The organism is Halomonas sp. 111 (assembly GCF_052379685.1).
Taxonomy (GTDB): Bacteria; Pseudomonadota; Gammaproteobacteria; order Pseudomonadales; family Halomonadaceae; genus Vreelandella; species Vreelandella citrativorans.
Genome location: NZ_JBQSYV010000014.1, coordinates 75,049 through 94,648, shown reverse-complemented (window position 1 = coordinate 94,648; position 19,600 = coordinate 75,049). Strand labels below are relative to the sequence as shown.

Below are 19,600 nucleotides of genomic sequence, written 5' to 3'. Positions count from 1 at the left end.
ATGAGCGTTAGGCGTTTTACGGGAGCAAACAGTCGTGATGTCATGCGCCAGGTGCGTGAAACGCTGGGAGATGATGCGCTAATTTTGGCGAACCGTCGTACTGATGACGGCGTTGAAATCATGGCGATGGCCGATGAGGCTGTCGAGCCTGTCGACGCCGCGTTAGAGGTAACCGCAAGTACGGTAGAACCCGCTGCAGCGACGGACCCTCTTCAGGCCATGAGTGAGCGCCTACTGCGTGAAATGCAAGATATGCGCGCGCTTTTAACTAACCAACAGGTAACTAGCCAACAGGTGCCTCGGCCCACCGGGTCGGTGCAACAAGCTGCCGACACGCACGCGCGGCTTTCTCAGTTGTTGACGCGTGTTGGCTTTAGCGCTGAGCTTGGTGATGAAGTGCTCGCGGGTCTGCCAGCATCATTGAAAGCGCTTGGCCCTGAAAGTGAGCAACCGCTTGATTGGCTGCGCCAGCAGCTGACAAGCAGGCTTCATGTGTTAAATGACGAGGCCAGTTTTTTTGACCAAACGGGCATCGTCGCCTTGGTCGGTCCTACCGGAATAGGCAAAACCACGACCACCGCAAAGCTTGCGGCGCGCTTTGTAATGCGACATGGCACACGCCCCGTCGCGCTGGTCACCACGGATAGCTTTCGTATCGGCGCCCATGAGCAGCTCAGGATTTACGCACGCCTGTTGGATACCCCCATGTACGCCCTTGATGCTGAGCAACCGGTCGATGATCTGTTGGGCCGTCTTCATGGCAAGCAGTGGGTCATGATTGATACGGTTGGGATGAGCCAGCGTGACCAGCGTGTTATTGATCAAATTGCGCATTTGCAGGACGGAAGTTCCACGGTAAGACTGGTACTGCTGTTGAACGCGGCTAGCCAGCCAGAAACCCTGGAAGAAGTCGTGCTGCGTTATCGTCAGGCCGCGCGGGCGGCAGGCGCTGAGCTTGATGACTGTATTATTACCAAGCAGGATGAAGCCGGCCGACTAGCCCCCGTGCTGGATATTGTTATCCGTCACGGTATGCGCGTGCTGTTTAGCTCTCATGGGCAGCAAGTGCCCGAAGATATGAGCGTGGCACTGCCGGATGCGCTGATCAACCAGGCGCTGGAAAGCCAGGCGAAAGCAGCGCCGCAGCCTGGCTTCACGGCACCGGCTAGCATGCCTCGCTGGTCGCGAGATGTGCTTGGCCAAGGGCGGAGGCTGTCACTACTACTGACGCGGCTGCGCCAGCGTTTGGCAGGCTTCGCCACGCTGGAAGCCATGTGGGATGTTAGCGCTTTGCCGAGCGAGCTACAGAGCGCGCAGCTTACTCGTCTGTTGCCGCACGCGTTACCCGCCCCCGGTGTGGTATGGGCGGCACGCCGTAACGAGCGTGGCTGTGATTGGTCGATGCCGGATATCAGCATGGACGAACGGGGCGCTTGGCATGCCGTCCCCATGCTTCAACATCGCCAACCTGCGGGTTGGCAGGCCAGGCTTGAGACACGAATGGAGGCGGGCGCCACGGTGCATCTATTGCCCGTGCTGCCTCCGGCAGAAACCGTGCAGTGGCTGAATGAGCAACAGCTGACTTGGGTCAGCCTTGTGACATCTGCACAGCGCGTATACTTTCATGGCGAGCGTTCTGCGCTACGTGGACTATTTGAACAAAGCACGCTCAGCCATCATGTCAGCGTGCGGTTTCGTGGCCAGTCCATGCAGTTATGGACCGCCTATGCCGAAGTGCAAAATGAGGCGGGCAGTGTACTGCTTGCGTGGTATGGGGAGGTTCGTGACCCCGAAAGTACCAAGGTCGTTGCCCGGCGCTACTGGTTGACGCCGGCTCGTTTAGGCGCCGATGTACTTTTCCAACTGGTCATTCAGCTGCAAAGTGAGGGCCTGGCAGCGCTCACCAAACGCGCGTTGCAGCAGTTTAAAGAGGCCGATAGCGGGGACGTGGATCCAGAAGTACGTCTACTGTTAGCCAGCGGCGTCGCGTCAGTGGTCGGGCATTTGGATAACGCGGATGATGATGAGGCGTCCAGTCTGCGTAGCGATCTACTCAGCCTGTTGGGCACGCGCCGAAAACGCCGCGATACGGCCATGCTGGATGCGTTGATGTACGCCTTTATGGCGCGCGACGCCATTCGCCAATTGGGCAGCGTTAGCCGAGAGGTGAATGTATGAGTCAGGATCAGGCGGCGGGCTTGCGCCAATGGGCCGACAGCCAGCGTCAGAAGCAGGCACCCAGCCAGCCTGATGCGCCGTTGGCAAGTGATACGGAGGTGATGAGCGAAGCGCCTGCGCCCGCGCCAGGTGCTGTTTCGCCCACCCCCACGATTGACGAGCAGCCGGTCGCGAAAGCCCCTTCGCGACCTAAAAAGCCCTTGTATATTATTGGTTTGCCCGGGCAGGGCGCGCAGGCTGTCAAACAGGCTCAACATCGCCTGGCTCAATGGTCTGCGCTGGGCCGTCACTGGGCAGGATCACCTGACGATTGGGATATACAGGCGGTTAGCGTTAATGCGCCTGACCTTGCTCAGCTAAGTGCTCGGCATGCGCGTTGGGCGCTCTGGATTAACAGCGATGCTGACGCATTTGCCGAGATGTACCGGCTACTTCGCCAGGCGCGTGACAATGGCGGGCCGCGCCGGTTGCTGGCACTGCACGAGCCCTCTTTGTCGCGCCAAGGCTTGTTGGAAAACCTGCGTGAAGCCGCTAGCCACTATTTGGCCACCGACCTTCTGGTGCTGGCGCGCTGATAAGGAAATATTCGACATGTTAAGCAAGCTATTCAAAATGATGGGTGTTTGCGGGTTGATAGGTCTCATCAGTAGTGCTCAGGCGGCGGGCAGCTGGAGCACCTCGGTGCCGGGCGTGATGGTGGCCATGAGTGACCGGGAAACCCGTAGCCAGTCAATGACGCCACCCGATTCTGTACAGGTGCACAATCGTGTGATTGATCGGATACACTGGCAGCTTGAGACGCCGCCGGGCAGCGCTATCAACGCATGGCTATGCCATCCGGAGCAGTGTGTGGCTCTCTCGGGAGGGCGCGGAACGGTCACCGAGCTGGCGGGAAGGCAGGTAAGTGCTCCTTTGCAGTTTCGTTTTAAGTTACTGCCTGGACAGCGGCCAGTTCGCGTTCAGGGTCTGCAAGTCATTGTGAACTATCAGTAAAAGTTGTATAGCCGCGAGGCAAAAAGATGTACACAGCACAAGGCAGAATCAAGCAAGGCGAGCTATTCACACAATACATGCCACTGGTAAGACGTCATGCCTTAACACTGCAGGTCAGGTTGCCAGCCAGCATTGAACTTGATGATCTTATCCAGGCGGGCACGGTAGGGCTTTTAGAAGCACTGGGCCGTTTTGATGCCGCTCATGGGGCCAGCTTTGCGACGTTTGCCAGCCAGCGTATCCGTGGGGCGATGGTCGATGAACTGCGTACGCGGGATTGGTTGCCACGCAGCGTGCGCCGCGCTGCGCGCGCTGTGGACGACGCGATCCGGCGGCTAGAGCAGCAGCTCGGGCGCTCGCCGGAAGAGAGTGAAATTGCCTTGGCGCTTGAGATGCCGCTGGGTGATTACCAACAACTGCTCAACGACACCAATAACGGTCAGCTATTGCCGTTTGAAGAGTTGGTTGCCGACGGTGGTGAGCCGGTAAGTTTTGATGTGAGCAACTTGCCGTTTGAAAAGCTGCTGGATGAGCAGCAGCGCCAAACATTGATTGCTGCCATTGAGGCGTTGCCAGAGCGGGAGAAACTGCTCATGGCACTTTATTACCAGGAAGAGCTGAATTTAAAAGAAGTGGGCGCCGTGCTGGGCGTGACGGAGTCGCGCGTGTCTCAGTTGCATAGTCAAGCCATTAGCCGTCTGCGTGCCCGGTTGCATGATTCAGCCTAAACAACCGATACGTTAACTCACAATAACCGGCGAGGAGCCGTTGATGAACCCGTCCACGTTGATAGGTATATTCGCCAGTATGCTGCTGCTAGTAAGCGTGCTGTTCTTTACTGCGGAGTCCCCTGAAAGTTTTATCAATCTGCCGGGCCTGGCGATTGTTATAACCGGTACTCTGGCCGCTACTTTTATAAGCTATCCGCTAAAAGAGGTGTTACGCGTTGTACGCCTGGTAGGGCTTGTCTTTCGGCGTGAAAATACCTATATACGCGACGATATCAACGAGCTGGTCGCTATGTCCCGGCTATGGTTTAAAGGCGATGTGCGTGCAGTCGAAAAAGAGTTGGAGCACACGCGCAATCCGTTTTTACGTACCGGTATTCAGTTAGTCATTGCCAATACCAAAGAAGATGAGATCTTCGACATGCTGCGTTGGCGGATTGCCCGGCTCAAGGCTCGCGAGCACGCAGAAGCCCAGATTTTTCGTACCATGGCGACCTACGCGCCAGCGTTTGGCATGATTGGCACGTTGGTGGGATTGGTTAATATGCTGGAAGTCATGGATGCCGGTGACCTGGATGTCATTGGCCCCCGTATGGCGGTGGCGCTGCTCACCACCTTCTACGGTATTTTGCTGGCGAACCTGGTGTTTAAACCCATCGCGGTTAAGCTAGAACGACGTACGGAAGAGCGCCTGATTACCATGAACATGGTGCTGGAAGGTATTTCACTGATCACCAAGCGCCGCCTGCCCTCTTTTATTGAGGAAACGCTCAATTCATTTATCGCCAACTATAACGATGAGATTCGCGATGCCACTATAAAGCCCCGGCCTGATACACCAAGCGCGACGGCAAAGGGCTAAGGCGATGCTGGATAGCAATACGCGCCATGCGCTGGAGCTTCCCGCCGGGCAGGGTGAAAGCGATGAGAGCTGGCTGACCAGTTATCTGGACGTGCTCACCCTGCTGATTACGCTGTTTGTTTTGTTGCTGGCTTTGGCTCCCCCCGGTGGTAATGAAGCACTTGAGGGTGAGGAGGCGTCCATGGCCAGCGTGATTAGCTCTTTGCCCTTGGCAACGCTTGCCACCGGTATTCACCCGCGCCATAGCGGGTTGCAGCCCCAGATGGCGGCATTGGATATTCCCGGCGTCAGCGTATCGCAAGGCCAGGAGGGCGTAACGCTACGCATTGATGATAGCCTTTTATTTCCCAGTGGCGAGGCAGTGCTAACCTCTCTAGGCCAGGAGGTGATAGAAAGCCTTATTGATGTGTTCGCGGCCTTTGATGGTCAGGTTTCCGTTGAAGGGCACACTGACAATCTTCCTATTGCGACCACTCGGTTCCCTTCCAACTGGGAACTCTCCGCCGGACGTGCGATTGCCGTTATGCGCCACCTGGAAGGTCAGGGCATAGCGATTTCTCGAATGCGGGCCGTTGGTTATGCGGATACTCAACCTATGGAGAGCAACGCAACACCTGAAGGGCGAGCTGCTAACCGGCGCGTTGAACTGTTGTTACGACAACAGCCAGAAGGGTGAATGGACTACTCAAGGCTGGGGTTGTGCCTAAGCATCCCCTCTGCTGCAGTCGTATGCTGCCCTGTTGGTGCTTGATGTCGATCGTCGGCGCATCCAAGCGACCAGTACAAATCTGGCCGCGCTGATGGGACTCTCACGCCCATCGGTAACGCTAACCCAATTGCTGGGGACGCGTTTAATCCAGCGACTTTCAGAGCGACGCGGTTTCACATAGCGTTTGCATGCGCTCAATCGCTTGATCGGCGCCTTCAAGCTGAAACGTCATGTACCAGGGGGGCTGTTCGCCTCGATCAAACCCCAGGAAAAGTTGCTCGCCTTGTTCCATCTGGTGCATTAGTGTCTGCATATCAGCAAGATAAAAGTGTACGTAAAAGCCGTTATCGCCTCGCTCGGTGATGAATTCTGCCATGGTATCGACCGCGGGCTGCTCATCGATACGCAGCCGGGTCGGCACCAGGTTGACGGTTTTACTTTCGCCTTGCTGCTCCTCCAGCGTGACACGCACTTCAAGCCACGGTAAATCACACACGTTTTGGGTGGCATTCAGGCTGAGTGTCGCGTCGGAATAACTATGGGTTTCAACGGCGCGAAAGTGGTGCTCATCACCCAGCGTTAACGCCATTGATTGCCACTGGCCATGCGACTGTATGTCCTCCATATTAAAGTTCGCCGCCTGTGTTAACGGTGCAATAAGTAGAAGGGTGGCGCTTGCCAAGGCTGTTGAATAGGGTGTCATGTCAGCACATCAAGGTTGGGTAAGAAAAGCCCAGCGTTTATGACGGGTTTGCCCGCAGCAAAAGCGCCGGGTGCTTTCTATAAACCACTACCGCCCGCAGGCAGCACGTGGTAATGGCCACTAGGCAGAAAGTTCGAATAATGGCCTAACGTCGTCATTAAGATAACAGTCATCAAACTCGCCGACTGCCGCCAGTGCTTGAAGGTCAGGAATCGTAACGTTGTGACGATCACGAAATACCAGGCCTTCTTCGCTCAGCAAGCTAAAGGTGCGGCTAACATGTACAGGGCTTAAGCCCAGAATGTCAGCCAGCTGCTCTTGAGAGAGCGGGAGTCGAAGCTGCCCGTCGGTATGGCGATTGGTCTGGCGCAGTCTCAAATACATTTCGTACAGGAAGTGCGCTGTTTTTTGCCGAGCACTGCGTCGGGCAAGCGTTACTAATCGTTCGGTGAGCAGTGCCTGGTGACGGCTGGTGATCGCAAATACCACTGAGGTTAGTGGCACCGACTGACGAAACACGTCAAGCAGGCGTTTGTGCGGAAAATGGCATATTACGCCATCGGTAATCATGCGAACACTTTCCAGACGTTGCGAAAACGCGAACTCACGCAGGCCAATAATATCGCCAGGCAAATAAATTTCCAGAATCTGTCGATCACCGTTTTCAAGGTGGCGATAGGAGTAGGCCCAGCCACTTTTCAAGGTACAAAATTCGCCAGCCGGATCACCGAGTTCCCATAGTAGTGAGCCCGCTGTGATATCCGTAGGGCTCTCTTCCAGGGATGCTAACAGGGCTTTATCTGCCGTGCTTAATGAGCAGTAGTGGCTGAAGTGGTGAAGAATGCAGCTTTGATCTTCGCTCACAGCTTGATCTCCATGAGTATTGCCTAACAAATATCAAGTTATTTGGCGAATGACGATAAGCAATTAATCGCGCACTGCACTGCCCGATGACCTTGATACAGGGGCGAATCGGCTAAATTATGGCATAAAATCACGTTCGGGGTGGGCGCATGCCCACCCTGAAACGCCCGATTACGAAGCGGCGCGGTTGCCGCGTTCAAGTAGCGGAGAGAGAAAGCGTCCGGTATGTGAAGCGTGCTGCTTGACGATCTGTTCCGGCGTGCCTTCGGCGATGATTTGCCCGCCGCCGGAACCGCCTTCCGGGCCCAGGTCGACAATCCAGTCAGCCGTCTTGATCACATCCAGGTTGTGCTCGATGACCACGATGGTATTGCCGTGGTCGCGCAAACGATGCAATACGGTCAGTAGCTGACGAATATCTTCAAAGTGAAGTCCGGTTGTAGGTTCATCCAGGATATACAGCGTCTTGCCGGTGTCACGTTTGGCAAGCTCACGAGCCAGCTTGACCCGCTGCGCCTCGCCACCTGAAAGAGTGGTGGCGCTCTGGCCCAAGCGGATGTAGGAAAGCCCTACATCCAGTAACGTTTGCAGGCGGCGCGCGATCGCCGGTACCGGGCTAAAGAACTCAAGTGCATCCTCAACCGTCATCTCCAACACTTCGTGGATCGTTTTACCCTTGTAGTGGATATCCAGCGTCTCGCGGTTATAGCGCTTGCCTTTACAAACGTCGCAGGGAACGTAGATATCCGGCAAAAAGTGCATCTCGACCTTGATCATGCCTTCGCCCTGGCATGCCTCGCAGCGGCCACCCTTAACGTTGAAGCTAAAGCGGCCTGGCTTGTAGCCACGCGAGCGAGCTTCCTGGGTACCGGCAAACAGCTCACGGATAGGTGTGAAAATACCGGTATAGGTGGCGGGGTTGGAGCGTGGTGTGCGGCCAATTGGGCTTTGATCAATATCGATCACTTTATCAAGCTGATCGAGCCCTTCGATTTTTTCGTAAGGTGCCGCCGTCAAGGTTGTTGCTCGATTAAGCTCCCGCGCGGCAATCGGCATTAGCGTGCCGTTAATCAGTGTGGATTTACCCGACCCGGATACGCCGGTAATTGCAATGAACAGCCCCAGTGGCAGGCTGAGCGTTACATCCTGCAGGTTATTGCCAGTGGCACCGCGTAGCACCAGCTGTTTTTCGGGATTGCCGGGAATGCGGTAGGGCGGCACGCTGATCTCGCGGGTGCCGGTTAAGTACTGGCCGGTCAGCGAGTTGGGGTTGTCCATAACGTCCTGAGGCGTGCCCTGGGCGACAATCTCGCCACCGTGCACACCGGCGCCTGGGCCAATGTCCAATACGTGGTCAGCGGCGCGAATGGCATCTTCGTCATGCTCTACCACAATCACGGTGTTGCCCAAGTCGCGCAGGCGCTCCAGGGTTTTCAATAGCCGGTCGTTGTCGCGCTGGTGCAAGCCAATGGAGGGTTCATCAAGAATGTACATGACGCCCACCAACCCCGCGCCAATCTGGCTTGCCAGGCGGATCCGCTGGGCTTCACCGCCGGAAAGGGTGTCGGCGCTACGCTCAAGATTCAGGTAATCAAGCCCTACGTTTACCAGAAACTCCAGGCGGGCCTGGATCTCGTGAACAATTTTGTCGGCAATTTCGCCTTTGCGGCCAGGCAGGCTAAGCGTTGCAAAGTAGCGCTGCGCCTCGCCAATTGGTGTGCGCACTACGTCGGCGATATTACGGTCATCCACAAACACATGACGCGACTCTTTGCGCAATCGCGTACCGTGACACGTGGCGCAGGGCTGCAGGGCGATGTACTTGGCCAGGTCTTCGCGCACCATGTTGGACTCGGTTTCCCGATAACGGCGCTGCATATTGGGCAGCACACCCTCAAAGGAATGCTCGCGAGTGACCTTGCGCCCCCGGTCGCCTACATAGGCAAAGGGAATCTGTTCATCACCGCTGCCGCTAAGAATGATGTCACGTTCGTGACGCGCCAAATCTTTCCAGGGCGTTTCCAGCTCAAACTGATAGTGCTTGGCGAGCGCTTGTAACTGAGTGAAATAATAAATATTGCGCCGATCCCAGCCTTTAATGACGCCTTCTGCTAACGAGAGCTCAGGATGGCTAATCAGCTTTTCAGGGTCGAAATACTGCTGTATGCCCAAACCATCACAGGTCGGGCAGGCTCCCGCAGGGTTGTTGAACGAGAACATGCGAGGTTCAAGTTCTGACAGCGAATAGCCGCAGACCGGGCAGGCAAAGCGTGATGAAAACGCCATGTCTTCCTGCTCACCGTCCATAAAATGAATCATGGCGGTGCCATCGGCGAGATTGATGGCCGTCTCAAAAGATTCTGCCAGGCGCTGGGCGATATCGTCGCGCACTTTGAAACGATCAACCACAACGCTGATATCGTGCTTTTTACGTTTATCCAGCGGTGCGATATCGTCAAGCTCCAGCACTTGACCGTCGATTAACGCACGCACAAACCCTTGAGCGCGAAGCTCGGCAAGCAGCTGCAAGTGTTCTCCCTTGCGGCCTTTAACCACAGGCGCCAACAGCATCAGCTTGGTGCCCTCGGCCAGATTCATTACCTGGTCGACCATCTGTGAAATGGTTTGGGCTTCAAGCTCTTCGCCGTGTTCTGGGCAGCGCGGGGTGCCCGCACGGGCAAACAGCAAGCGCAGATAGTCGTATATTTCGGTGATGGTACCCACGGTTGAGCGCGGGTTGTGAGAGGTGGATTTCTGCTCAATGGAGATTGCAGGCGAAAGTCCCGCGATGTGATCCACATCGGGTTTCTCCATCATCGACAGGAACTGGCGCGCATAGGTAGAGAGCGACTCTACGTAGCGTCGCTGCCCTTCGGCATACAGCGTATCGAACGCCAGCGACGATTTTCCCGAACCGGATAGGCCGGTAATCACAATCAGCTTGTCGCGGGGCAGTTCCACATCGATCTGCTTGAGGTTGTGGGTGCGTGCACCCCTGACCAGAATGCTGTCCATCAACACCTCGACTCGCGCGGCAAAAAAGTAATTATACGTTTGCCGCCCCCTCTCGGCAAAAACGCTTTGTTATCCGTTAACGCAGGACGGCGTTTCCAGCGTGGTTGCAAACCGCTAGAATGGGGGGTTCTCCGAGAAAATTACCTTATCCACCATACACAAGGGCATTATGCGCAAGGTTTCCGCACTGCTAATGGCCTCTGAGCGTCGTGCAATCAGCGGCTTGGCTGGGCTTTATGCGTCTCGTATGTTGGGGCTTTTCATGGTGTTGCCGGTGCTGGCGCTGTATGCCGACGCGCTTGAAGGGGCGACACCCTTGCTGGTGGGCTTTGCATTAGGTGTTTATGGGCTTACCCAGGCCATACTGCAAATTCCGTTTGGTTGGCTGTCAGACCGCATTGGGCGTAAACGGGTTATCGCCTTTGGGCTGCTTGTTTTCGCCATAGGCAGTGTGGTGGCCGCGATGGCCGACTCCATCGGTGGGGTTATTATTGGGCGAGCCTTGCAGGGTGGTGGTGCGGTGGCGGCGGCCATCATGGCACTGCTTGCCGACCAAACGCGCGAACAGGTGCGTACGGCGGCAATGGCGACCATTGGACTGTCGATTGGCGTCTCGTTTGGTATTGCCATGGTCGTGGGCCCTTGGCTTGCCTCATGGGCGGGGCTTTCCGGCGTGTTCTGGTTTACCGCGCTGCTAACGCTTTTAGGGCTAGTCGTTCTGTGGCGCTGGGTGCCGCCCGCTCCTCGGCGGCTGCGCCACCGTGATGTGGGGATGGATCGTCAGCAGGTTAAAAGTGTGATTATGCGCCCTGACCTGTGGCGTCTGGACCTGTCGATTTTTACACTACATCTGGTGCTGATGGCTATTTTTGTCGCGGTGCCCTTTCGGTTGCAGGAGGCCGGGATACCGCTGGCGCATCACGGTTTGGCGTACCTGGGCATTATGGGGCTTTCATTTGTTGCCATGGTGCCGCTCATGATAGTGGCCGAGAAAAAGCAGCAGATTAAAGTCGTATGCCTGTTGGCTATTGGCGCCATTACGGTAAGCCTGGGCGGGCTTGGGTCGTCGTTCTCTCATGGGCACTGGCTGTTTGTTGGGCTGTTTATTTTCTTTACCGGTTTTAATCTGCTGGAAGCGACGCTGCCATCAATGCTCAGTAAGCTTGCTCCCGCTGGCGCTAAAGGCACCGCCATGGGCGTGTACTCTACAAGCCAGTTTTTGGGGGCTTTTCTGGGCGGTACGCTGGGAGGACTATTGGCGAATGTGTGGGGCCTTGATGCCGTTTTTATCGGCTGTGCGGCACTGGCTCTGCTATGGTGGCTTGCGATGTGGAAAATGCCCTCACCACCGCCGCTCTCCAGCGAGGTGGTGGACTTAAATGATGCGCTGCCAGATACGCTGGATGTATTGATGGAGCGGCTGGCAGAGGTTGTGGGCGTCGAAGATGTCATGGTGGTGCCCGAAGAACATTTGGTCTATTTAAAAGTGAATCGTCAGCAGCTTGATAGGGCGGCGCTGGCCAGGCTGATTCCCCCCAAATCCTAGTGCGGCTGGCTGCCAGCCGCAGGCAATAATCAGTGATATCGGCAGTGTAGGCATGATCGCGTCGATGTTTATCTATACGTAACACAATGGAAGGAGCGCCTTATGGCTCGCGGTATCAACAAAGTGATTCTGATCGGTAACCTCGGGCAAGATCCTGAGATGCGCTTTACGCCCAGCGGTACGGCAGTGGCCAACTTGAATCTGGCCACCTCTGATACGTGGATGGACCGCCAAAGCGGCCAGCGCCAGGAGCGTACTGAGTGGCACCGGATCGTGCTGTTTAATAAGACGGCTGAAATTGCCCAGCAGTATTTGAAAAAAGGCTCCAAGGTCTATATCGAAGGGCGCTTGCAAACCCGTAAATGGCAGGATCAAAACGGCCAGGATCGTTACAGCACTGAAATCGTTGCCAACGATATGCAGATGCTGGATAGCCGTTCCGGTGACTTCCAGGGTGGCGGTGCACCGCAGAATAATTACCCTGGTAACCAGGGCGGCATGGCTCAAGGCGCGGCGCCTCAAGGGGGATATCCCCAGCAAGGTGGTGCTCCACAGGGCAATAACTTTGGCGGCCAAGGGTATGGCAATAACAACCCGGGCAACCAAGGGCAGGGCAATCCTCAGCAGGGTGGTCAGCAGGCTCCTCGCCCCCAACCTGCGCCCCAGCCCGCTCGCCAGGGAAATGCTGCCCCTCAGCAAGGCCAACAGAACAGCAACTATGGCGCGCCTGATCCGGGCAGCTTTGACGATTTCGACGACGAGATCCCGTTCTAAAGCGGCTGATCAAGCCCATTACGCTATGTTCGTTGATAGAAGGGGTCTGTCTTGAAACTGCTAATACTGAATTCCGGGCACTGCTTAAGTTTGGCACTGGCCCGGGAAGTAAGCCGTCGTGCGGATATGGAACTGGTGATTGAGCAGGACACCACCATAACGGCGGCGCAGTTACACGAGATTGCCCCGGATGCGGTGGTTATTCCAGCGCTGGCGCAGCCGCTGAACATGACACCCGCCGAGGTAGGCGCACATGCCGACGCGGTTGACCGCTGCCTGGAGGCATGTCTTGCGCAGTCGGTGCCGCTGGTGTGGTGTGTTTCAGACCAGCTCTATGAGGATGGTTTTGATGAGCCTATCGACGAGCACGTAGTACCTACTCCGCGTGATGAGTGCTTGCGGCGCCTGGTTGCCACGGGGGACCGTATTCGGGCAGAGCACCATCACCATCTGATCATTCGTCTGGGGCCCTTGTTTGCGCTTGAAGGTAGCCACGCCTGGTTGAATGAAATGCTGGATAGCCTGGTGACAGGGCAAAGTGTGCGGGCCGCAGAAGATGTCGTGTGTTGCCCAACGTCAGCCGATGCGGTCGCTATGGCACTGGTAGGCATGCTTCAGCAGCAGGCGTGTGGCGCCAACGCGTGGGGGGCCTACCATTTGGCAGGCACTGAACCTGTCAGTGTGTTTACGTTTAGCTCCATGGTGCGTACTCAGTTGGCAACGCATCTGGAAGGCCGTGGTGAGCAAATTGAGCTTGGCGAAGTCACGGCCCTTAATCATCATCACGATGCAAAACTGCGGCGTGTTTTAAATTGTCGCCGGGTATTGGATGTCTTTGGTGTACATCAAAAGCCGTGGCGGTTAGAGGTGGGGCGTATGCTGGATGCCTGGTGTTTAACGCGTGATGGCCAGCAAGACGCTAGTACAGGAGAGTCCGTTTGACCAATGTGGTTCGTAGCCTGGTGTTTTATGCCGGGTACTTTCTTGCCATGCTGATTATTGGCGTGCTGTTTCTACCCATCGCCCCTTTTTTACCGTTGGCAGGCCGCTACCGGCTGTTGAACCTGTATAACCACTTTTTAGTGGCCTGGTTTCAACTAGCCTGTGGGGTTCGCTACGATATTCAGGGGCGCGAGCGTATCCCGGATGGGCCTTGTGTGATTCAGGCGAACCATCAGTGCGAGTGGGAAACGGTTTTTCTTCAAGTCATGAAGCCGCCGGTATGCACGGTGCTTAAGCAAGAGCTTCTGCATATCCCGATTTTTGGCTGGGGATTGCGCCTGCTAAAACCGATTAGCCTGGACCGTTCCAAGCCCGCGCGTGCCTTGAAACAGGTGCTGACGCAAGGTGTGGAACGGCTAGGAACGGGTCTTTCAGTGCTGATTTTCCCGGAAGGCACGCGAGTCGACCCCGGTGTGCGTAAGCGCTATAACAAGAGCGGCAGCGTGGTGGCTTGCCGCGCGGGTGTGCCGGTGCTACCAATCGCACATAACGCAGGCGAACGCTGGCCTGGGCGCCACTGGGTGAAGCAGCCTGGGGTGCTGCGGGTACGCATTGGTCCGCCAATTGAGACCGAAGGGCGCACACCTGATGAGGTACTGGCCGACGTTGAAGCCTGGATAGAGGCGCAGTTGCAGGAGATTTCTGAAGTGCCGCGCCCGTCGACTAGCCAAAGACCTTGAGCCGATAAAGGGCGGGTAGCTCGGCATGAATAGCGACAAATGCTAACAGCAAAAACGGCGCCTTGATAAGGCGCCGTTTTATTACTGCTACAGCTCATCAGCCATTAAGGCATTGCTCAGCCGTTATAGCGCTGGAAGACCAGGCAGGCATTAGTGCCGCCAAAACCAAAGCTATTCGATAGGATGCGTTCAAGCGCCACATCGTCACGCCGTGTTGTCACAATATCAAAGCCGTCTGCCTGCTCGTCGAGGTGTTCAACATTGGCAGAGGCCGCAACAAAGTTGTGTTGCATCATCAGCAGTGAGTAGATGGCTTCCTGAACACCGGTAGCGCCCAGAGAGTGGCCCGTCAGCGACTTGGTTGAGCTCATCGCAGGCGTGGAGTTGCCAAACACGGCACGTACCGCTTTTAGCTCAGCTACATCGCCAACAGGCGTTGAGGTGCCGTGAGTATTGATGTAGTCAATATCGCCTTCCACGGTCGCCATCGCCTGATGCATGCAGCGCACCGCGCCTTCGCCGGAAGGAGCGACCATGTCATGGCCGTCAGAGGTGGCGCCATAGCCTACCAGCTCGCCATATATTTTAGCGCCGCGGGCCTTGGCATGCTCCAGCTCTTCTAATACCAGCATGCCGCCGCCGCCAGCGATAACAAAGCCATCGCGCGCTTGGTCGTAGGGGCGCGAGGCTTTTTCAGGCGTATCGTTGTAATGGGTAGAGAGCGCTCCCATGGCATCAAACAGGCACGAGAGGGTCCAGTGCTCCTCTTCACCGCCGCCGGCAAAAACCACGTCCTGCTTGCCGAGCTGAATCTGCTCCATCGCGCTGCCGATACAGTGTGCCGAGGTGGCACAGGCAGATGAGATTGAGTAGTTTACGCCTTTGATTTTAAACGGAGTTGCTAAACAGGCTGAGACCGTGCTGCCCATTGTGCGGGTAACGCGGTAAGGGCCAACGCGGCGCAAGCCTTTCTCACGCATGGCGTCAGCCGCTTCGACCTGATTAGCACTAGAAGCGCCGCCGGAGCCTGCAATAAGGCCGGTACGTTCGTTGGAAACCTGTTCTTCGGAAAGTCCTGAGTCTTCAATGGCCTGAGCCATGGATACATAGGCATACGCTGCAGCATCGCCCATAAAGCGGCGCAGTTTACGGTCGATAAGGGTATCCAGATCGATATCGACACTGCCCGCGACATGGCTACGAAAGCCACGTTCAGCGTACTCTTCCTTAAAACGAATACCGCTGCGCCCGTTTTGGAGAGCGTCCAAGACCTGTTGCTGGTCGTTGCCTAAGCACGACACAATGCCAAGGCCGGTGACTACCACTCGTCGCATGGGAGCCTCCTGTTAGAAATTCGCAGTAGAGGTGAATAGGCCAACGCGTAAATCATTAGCCTGGTATATATCGCGTCCGTCGACGGAAACGGTGCCGTCAGCAATGCCCAAAATAAGTCGACGGGTAATAATACGCTTTATATTAATGCGGTAAGTTACTTTTTTCGCATCTGGCATGATCTGGCCACTGAATTTTACCTCGCCACAGCCAAGTGCGCGTCCGCGCCCTGGGTGACCCAGCCACCCCAGGTAGAAACCCACTAACTGCCACATGGCATCCAGGCCCAGGCAGCCGGGCATCACCGGATCACCTGGAAAGTGGCAGTCAAAAAACCACAGGTCAGGAGAGATATCCAGCTCGGCGATCAGCTCGCCTTTGCCGTACTCACCGCCTTCTTCATGAATGTGTGCGATACGGTCGAGCATTAGCATGTTGGGAGCCGGAAGCTGCGCGTTACCGGGTCCAAATAGCTCGCCGCGTGAGCAGGCCAGCAGTTCTTCGCGATCAAAGGAATGTTGCTTGGTCACTGAATCGTTCCGAGTTTCAAAATGATTGTTGGCCGCGTGCGGCACCTATAGCTGAGGCGTAGCACCGGAGCATAGCACGGAAATGCAGTGTCGAGACACGGCCCGCAAGGTCTAGCTAGTCTACTTCCCGAAACAGACGAATGCACGTAAGTCACTACCTATCGCGTACATCGAACGTTTTTTTATTAAGTAATAGAGGTTTTAAGGTAAGCTTTTACGCCCCATCGGCATCAGTAAGTTGGCCTGGATAAACGGCTTATTAACGTTATATGCGTTATTCAAGCCTTTGCTCCAGGGCAAGATGGGTATGCTGCTAGAAAATTATGTTTATTTAATTAGTGTTAGTTTTTAGTGACAGGATATAGCGAACCGCCATGTGGCTACCAATTTCTCTTAATCGACCGTTGGTTTGGGTAGCATTAGCGGCGCTGCCAGCTTGTATCTGGTTAACCGATGCGATGTTACGCATGGTAGCTGCGAGCCTGGTTATTTTTGGGGTGTGGGATGTGTGGCGCCAAGTGCGTCAGCAGCGCCAGCGTTATCAACTGTCCCAAAGCGCAATTAACCTGGCAAGCGATGCGATAGTGGTCTGTGATGCCGATAATCGGATCATGGCCGTTAATCCAGCCTTTACAGAAATTACCGGCTATAACAGCCAGGAAATAGTGGGCCGCAAGCTGGAAACACTGGCCGCTCCTCGTCACGATAAAGTGTTTTATCAAAACTTTTGGAGCACGCTAAAAGCGACGGGACGCTGGGAAGGGGAAATGTGGAATCGCCGCAAACACGGCGATGAGTATCCTGAATGGTTAAAAGTACGCGCGGTTACCGATAAACAGGGCAATATTAGCCACTTTATTAGCTTGTTCACTGATATCTCAGCGCAAAAAGCCCGCGAACATGATTTGCGGCGCATTGGATACGAAGACCCACTCACCGGCTTGCCCAACCGTCGCCGCCTGCACGACTTAATGACATCTCGCTTGCGCCATTTACGCGCAGGCGAGAGTTTAGATATTGCTCTGATCGATATCGATGGTTTGAAGTCGGTTAACGACAGCCTGGGAGTCGAGCAAGGCGACCGCCTGCTGGCGTGTTTTGCCCAGCGGCTTGCAGGCTATGTCGCGGGTAGCGTGGTCGGGCGTTTGGGCGGTGATGAATTCATGGTTATCCGTACCACTACGTTTGATGATCACGACCCATGGATTGCATCACTGCGTGAGCATATGTGTCGGCCTTTTGAAGTGAGTGATCACCTGCTGCGTTTGGGCGTTACCATTGGCAGCTGCCGTGCTCCAGAAGATGGGCGTGATTCGGGGGTGCTTTTTCAGCGTTTGGAGTCGGCACTTTATAGTGCCAAACGATTAGGCCGTAACCATAGCCTGCGTTTTCGCCCGGCGCTGGATAAGCAGGATAACCCACAGCTTGCTCTGGTCAGTGACCTGCGTGCTGCGCTGATATCTGGCGATCAACTCGAGCTACATTACCAAACCCAGCACCACCCCGGCACCGGTGAGTTGTTGGGGATGGAGGCGCTATTACGCTGGCGCCATCCCTTGGATGGCATGATTTCACCGGGCGATTTTATCCCCTTGGCCGAACGCCATGGGTTAATGGCAGAACTGGGAAGCTGGGTAATTGAAAAGGCTTGCGCCCAGCAGGCCCATTGGCAACACAGCGGCATGTCAGGGTTGACCATCTGGATCAATATTTCTGCGCTGCAGCTCTTTCAGGGCGATTTGGAAACGCAGCTAAACACGTGCTTAAAACGCTACCAGCTGAAACCTTCACAGATTGGTTTGGAGCTAACCGAATCGGTGCTGCTGGATGAACGTGCAGGCGATATGGGGCCTCGATTAAAAGCCTTAAGTGATCAGGGCTACGCCATTGCCATCGATGACTTCGGAACCGGCTACTCGTCGCTTGGTTATCTTAAGCGGCTGCCGGTCGATAAAATCAAGCTGGATCGTGCGTTTATCCGAGAATTGCCCAATAGCAAAGCGGACGCCGCTATCGTCAAGGCGGTGCTCGCGATGGCCGAAGGTATGGGGCTTGACGTCGTCGCCGAAGGGGTCGAAACCCTGGAGCAGTGCCTGTTTCTGGTGGATGCGGGCTGCACTATCGTGCAAGGCTTCTATTTCGCCAGGCCGTTGCCTGCCGCTGAGCTGGAACAGCGCTGGGCACCGCCACTCCTTGCAGCGGCCGCGGTCTAGCCGCCTGGCGACTTGGAAAGGGCTTTAAAGGCATCTAACGCCCGCTGACGAGCTGCCTTATGCTCAACGATGGGCTCAGGGTAATCCAATTGGGTAAGCATATCGTGCGGCGGCGCATGACGTGCCCTAGCCGGCAATGTGCCAAGCTCAGGGAGCCAGCGAGCAATAAACTCCCCGTCTGGGTCAAAGCGTTTGGATTGGGTGGTAGGGTTAAAGATTCGAAAATAAGGTGCCGAGTCGGTGCCTGTTGACGCCGCCCATTGCCAGCCACCGTTATTAGCGCAAAACTCACCGTCTACCAGGTGGCGCATAAAAAACGCCTCGCCGCGTCGCCAATCGATCAGCAAATGCTTGCTCAAAAACATCGCTGTCACCATGCGTAGTCGGTTATGCATCCATCCCGTGGCGACCAACTGGCGCATCGCGGCATCCACCAGCGGGTAGCCTGTACGCCCTTCGCACCAGGCGTTAAAACCTGCGTCATCATCGCGCCAGGCAAGCTGTTGGGTATGCTTCTGGAACGGTTGATGGCGGCATAGCTCAGGAAAGCCTACCGCAACGTGCTGATAAAACTCGCGCCAGATAAGCTCGTTGACCCATGTGGTAAGCCCGGCATCGCCATCGGCCAAGTGTCCGCTGTTCTCGCTCATCACCGCTTGCATGCACTGGCGGTGCGATATCATCCCCAGTGCGAGGTAAGGTGAAAGCTCGCTGGTGCCGCATACACTTGGAATGTCGCGTTGCTGGCGGTAGTGGCGGCCACGAAAACGTAAAAACCGTGCCAGGTAATCGCCTGCTATTTCCGCTCCAGCAGGCCATTGTTGATGATCGACCGGTGTGTCATCGAGCCTGGAGAGACCTGGTAATGTATCGCTTTTAATCGGTAAGCGCTGTTGAGGTTCTGGCGTATCGCGTAAAGCCAGCTGTTCAGCACTGATCTGCTTATGCCAGGCCTTGGAAAAAGGTGTAAAAACACCGTAATAGTCGCCTTTGCCGGTTAGCAGCGTGCCGGGCGCGAACGCCACGCTGTCATGATATCCATGAGCGGTAATACCGGCTTCTTTAAAGGCGCCCAACACCGCGTTATCGCGCTGCTGTTCGTTTAACGGGTATTGGTAGTTAAAGTGCAGCTGTTTAACCGAATGCTCGCGGGCAATGTCGAGGAGCGCCTTGGGCGCCTCTCGATAGTGCCCGATGTCGCGGTGCAAGAGAGGAATGTTAAGCCCGTTAAGGGCATCTTTAACGGCCGCTACACCGCGCGCCCAAAAGTCGATCTTGTTAGCACCATGGTCGTGGGATTGCCACTGGGCCACGCTGCGAAGAAAGACGGCAATCACCGGGCCTTTAGTCGCTGCAGCGGCCAAGGCTGTGTTGTCATGAATGCGCAGATCGCTACGTAACCAAACTAATTGAACGTCCATGTTGCCTTCGGCGCGGTGAAAAACCATTTCAAAAACCATCTCCGTGCGGC

The 19,600-nt window shown here is 55.7% G+C and carries 17 protein-coding genes; 11 read left to right on the top strand and 6 right to left on the bottom strand.

Going from position 1 to position 19,600, the window contains the following annotated elements; genetic code table 11:
- Genes flhF through ACT3T7_RS11940 form a run of 6 tightly spaced genes read left to right on the top strand, consistent with a single transcriptional unit; the run spans position 1 to position 5,437 of the window.
- The gene (gene flhF / locus ACT3T7_RS11965) at positions 1-2,178 is read left to right on the top strand and encodes a flagellar biosynthesis protein FlhF (RefSeq protein ID WP_444631155.1); all 2,178 of its coding nucleotides are present in this window, start codon (positions 1-3) and stop codon (positions 2,176-2,178) included.
- Positions 2,175-2,753 carry a hypothetical protein gene (locus ACT3T7_RS11960; RefSeq protein ID WP_444631154.1) on the top strand — a complete coding sequence of 193 codons (579 nt, stop codon included), beginning with the start codon at positions 2,175-2,177 and terminating at the stop codon, positions 2,751-2,753. Before flhF ends, ACT3T7_RS11960 begins: the two co-directional genes overlap by 4 nt.
- Positions 2,754-2,769: 16 nt before the next feature.
- Complete coding sequence (locus tag ACT3T7_RS11955) at positions 2,770-3,171, top strand: flagellar protein FlhE (protein ID WP_192527291.1); 402 nt, start codon at positions 2,770-2,772, stop codon at positions 3,169-3,171.
- Between the two features lie 26 nt (positions 3,172-3,197).
- A complete protein-coding gene (locus ACT3T7_RS11950) occupies positions 3,198-3,899 on the top strand; it encodes an RNA polymerase sigma factor FliA (RefSeq protein ID WP_444631153.1) in 702 nt (233 codons plus the stop codon).
- 43 nt (positions 3,900-3,942) lie between these two features.
- Positions 3,943-4,761 (top strand): motility protein A, encoded by an 819-nt coding sequence (locus tag ACT3T7_RS11945; RefSeq protein ID WP_444631152.1) that lies wholly within the window; start codon positions 3,943-3,945, stop codon positions 4,759-4,761.
- A gap of 4 nt (positions 4,762-4,765) precedes the next feature.
- On the top strand, positions 4,766-5,437 hold the full coding sequence (locus ACT3T7_RS11940; RefSeq protein WP_444631151.1) for an OmpA/MotB family protein: 672 nt from the start codon (positions 4,766-4,768) through the stop codon (positions 5,435-5,437).
- A gap of 190 nt (positions 5,438-5,627) precedes the next feature.
- On the opposite strand, the gene ACT3T7_RS11935 is transcribed toward ACT3T7_RS11940, so the two are convergent.
- The 3 genes from ACT3T7_RS11935 to uvrA form a co-directional block, all read right to left on the bottom strand.
- On the bottom strand, positions 5,628-6,173 hold the full coding sequence (locus ACT3T7_RS11935) for a hypothetical protein (RefSeq protein ID WP_444631150.1): 546 nt from the start codon (positions 6,171-6,173) through the stop codon (positions 5,628-5,630).
- A 120-nt stretch (positions 6,174-6,293) separates the two neighbouring features.
- Positions 6,294-7,037, bottom strand: a complete 744-nt coding sequence (locus ACT3T7_RS11930) for a Crp/Fnr family transcriptional regulator (protein WP_087109021.1) — start codon at positions 7,035-7,037, stop codon at positions 6,294-6,296.
- Between the two features lie 171 nt (positions 7,038-7,208).
- Positions 7,209-10,052: an excinuclease ABC subunit UvrA gene (gene uvrA, locus ACT3T7_RS11925; protein WP_172117746.1), complete on the bottom strand. Its 2,844-nt coding sequence runs from the start codon at positions 10,050-10,052 to the stop codon at positions 7,209-7,211.
- Positions 10,053-10,221: 169 nt separating this feature from the next.
- Between uvrA and ACT3T7_RS11920 the strand changes: the two genes are divergently transcribed.
- The 4 genes from ACT3T7_RS11920 (at position 10,222) to ACT3T7_RS11905 (ending at position 14,054) form a co-directional block, all read left to right on the top strand.
- Positions 10,222-11,598 (top strand): MFS transporter, encoded by a 1,377-nt coding sequence (locus tag ACT3T7_RS11920; protein WP_444631149.1) that lies wholly within the window; start codon positions 10,222-10,224, stop codon positions 11,596-11,598.
- A gap of 102 nt (positions 11,599-11,700) precedes the next feature.
- Positions 11,701-12,372: a single-stranded DNA-binding protein gene (locus ACT3T7_RS11915; protein WP_444631148.1), complete on the top strand. Its 672-nt coding sequence runs from the start codon at positions 11,701-11,703 to the stop codon at positions 12,370-12,372.
- 51 nt (positions 12,373-12,423) lie between these two features.
- Positions 12,424-13,314, top strand: a complete 891-nt coding sequence (locus tag ACT3T7_RS11910; protein WP_444631147.1) for a sugar nucleotide-binding protein — start codon at positions 12,424-12,426, stop codon at positions 13,312-13,314.
- On the top strand, positions 13,311-14,054 hold the full coding sequence (locus ACT3T7_RS11905) for a lysophospholipid acyltransferase family protein (protein ID WP_172117742.1): 744 nt from the start codon (positions 13,311-13,313) through the stop codon (positions 14,052-14,054). The genes ACT3T7_RS11910 and ACT3T7_RS11905 overlap by 4 nt, the downstream gene beginning before the upstream one ends.
- A gap of 116 nt (positions 14,055-14,170) precedes the next feature.
- Here ACT3T7_RS11905 and fabB read toward each other — a convergent pair whose 3' ends face one another.
- Both fabB and fabA read right to left on the bottom strand, forming a co-directional pair.
- Positions 14,171-15,388, bottom strand: coding sequence for a beta-ketoacyl-ACP synthase I (fabB, locus tag ACT3T7_RS11900; RefSeq protein WP_444631146.1), 1,218 nt, complete (start codon positions 15,386-15,388; stop codon positions 14,171-14,173).
- A gap of 12 nt (positions 15,389-15,400) precedes the next feature.
- Positions 15,401-15,916 (bottom strand): 3-hydroxyacyl-[acyl-carrier-protein] dehydratase FabA, encoded by a 516-nt coding sequence (fabA, locus tag ACT3T7_RS11895; RefSeq protein ID WP_172117740.1) that lies wholly within the window; start codon positions 15,914-15,916, stop codon positions 15,401-15,403.
- A 374-nt stretch (positions 15,917-16,290) separates the two neighbouring features.
- Between fabA and ACT3T7_RS11890 the strand changes: the two genes are divergently transcribed.
- Positions 16,291-18,129, top strand: a complete 1,839-nt coding sequence (locus ACT3T7_RS11890; protein WP_444631145.1) for a putative bifunctional diguanylate cyclase/phosphodiesterase — start codon at positions 16,291-16,293, stop codon at positions 18,127-18,129.
- Here ACT3T7_RS11890 and phrB read toward each other — a convergent pair.
- Complete coding sequence (phrB, locus tag ACT3T7_RS11885) at positions 18,126-19,550, bottom strand: deoxyribodipyrimidine photo-lyase (RefSeq protein ID WP_444631144.1); 1,425 nt, start codon at positions 19,548-19,550, stop codon at positions 18,126-18,128. The two genes, ACT3T7_RS11890 and phrB, sit on opposite strands and share 4 nt — an antisense overlap.
- Positions 19,551-19,600 lie beyond the last annotated feature (50 nt).

Bases quoted from the DNA above. Each gene is read 5' to 3' on its own strand.
- flhF (WP_444631155.1), top strand. From the start codon at position 1: ATGAGCGTTAGGCGTTTTACGGGAGCAAACAGTCGTGATGTCATGCGC.
- ACT3T7_RS11960 (WP_444631154.1), top strand. From the start codon at position 2,175: ATGAGTCAGGATCAGGCGGCGGGCTTGCGCCAATGGGCCGACAGCCAG.
- ACT3T7_RS11955 (WP_192527291.1), top strand. From the start codon at position 2,770: ATGTTAAGCAAGCTATTCAAAATGATGGGTGTTTGCGGGTTGATAGGT.
- ACT3T7_RS11950 (WP_444631153.1), top strand. From the start codon at position 3,198: ATGTACACAGCACAAGGCAGAATCAAGCAAGGCGAGCTATTCACACAA.
- ACT3T7_RS11945 (WP_444631152.1), top strand. From the start codon at position 3,943: ATGAACCCGTCCACGTTGATAGGTATATTCGCCAGTATGCTGCTGCTA.
- ACT3T7_RS11940 (WP_444631151.1), top strand. From the start codon at position 4,766: ATGCTGGATAGCAATACGCGCCATGCGCTGGAGCTTCCCGCCGGGCAG.
- ACT3T7_RS11935 (WP_444631150.1), bottom strand. From the start codon at position 6,173: ATGACACCCTATTCAACAGCCTTGGCAAGCGCCACCCTTCTACTTATT.
- uvrA (WP_172117746.1), bottom strand. From the start codon at position 10,052: ATGGACAGCATTCTGGTCAGGGGTGCACGCACCCACAACCTCAAGCAG.
- ACT3T7_RS11920 (WP_444631149.1), top strand. From the start codon at position 10,222: ATGCGCAAGGTTTCCGCACTGCTAATGGCCTCTGAGCGTCGTGCAATC.
- ACT3T7_RS11915 (WP_444631148.1), top strand. From the start codon at position 11,701: ATGGCTCGCGGTATCAACAAAGTGATTCTGATCGGTAACCTCGGGCAA.
- fabB (WP_444631146.1), bottom strand. From the start codon at position 15,388: ATGCGACGAGTGGTAGTCACCGGCCTTGGCATTGTGTCGTGCTTAGGC.
- ACT3T7_RS11890 (WP_444631145.1), top strand. From the start codon at position 16,291: ATGTGGCTACCAATTTCTCTTAATCGACCGTTGGTTTGGGTAGCATTA.
- phrB (WP_444631144.1), bottom strand. From the start codon at position 19,550: ATGGACGTTCAATTAGTTTGGTTACGTAGCGATCTGCGCATTCATGAC.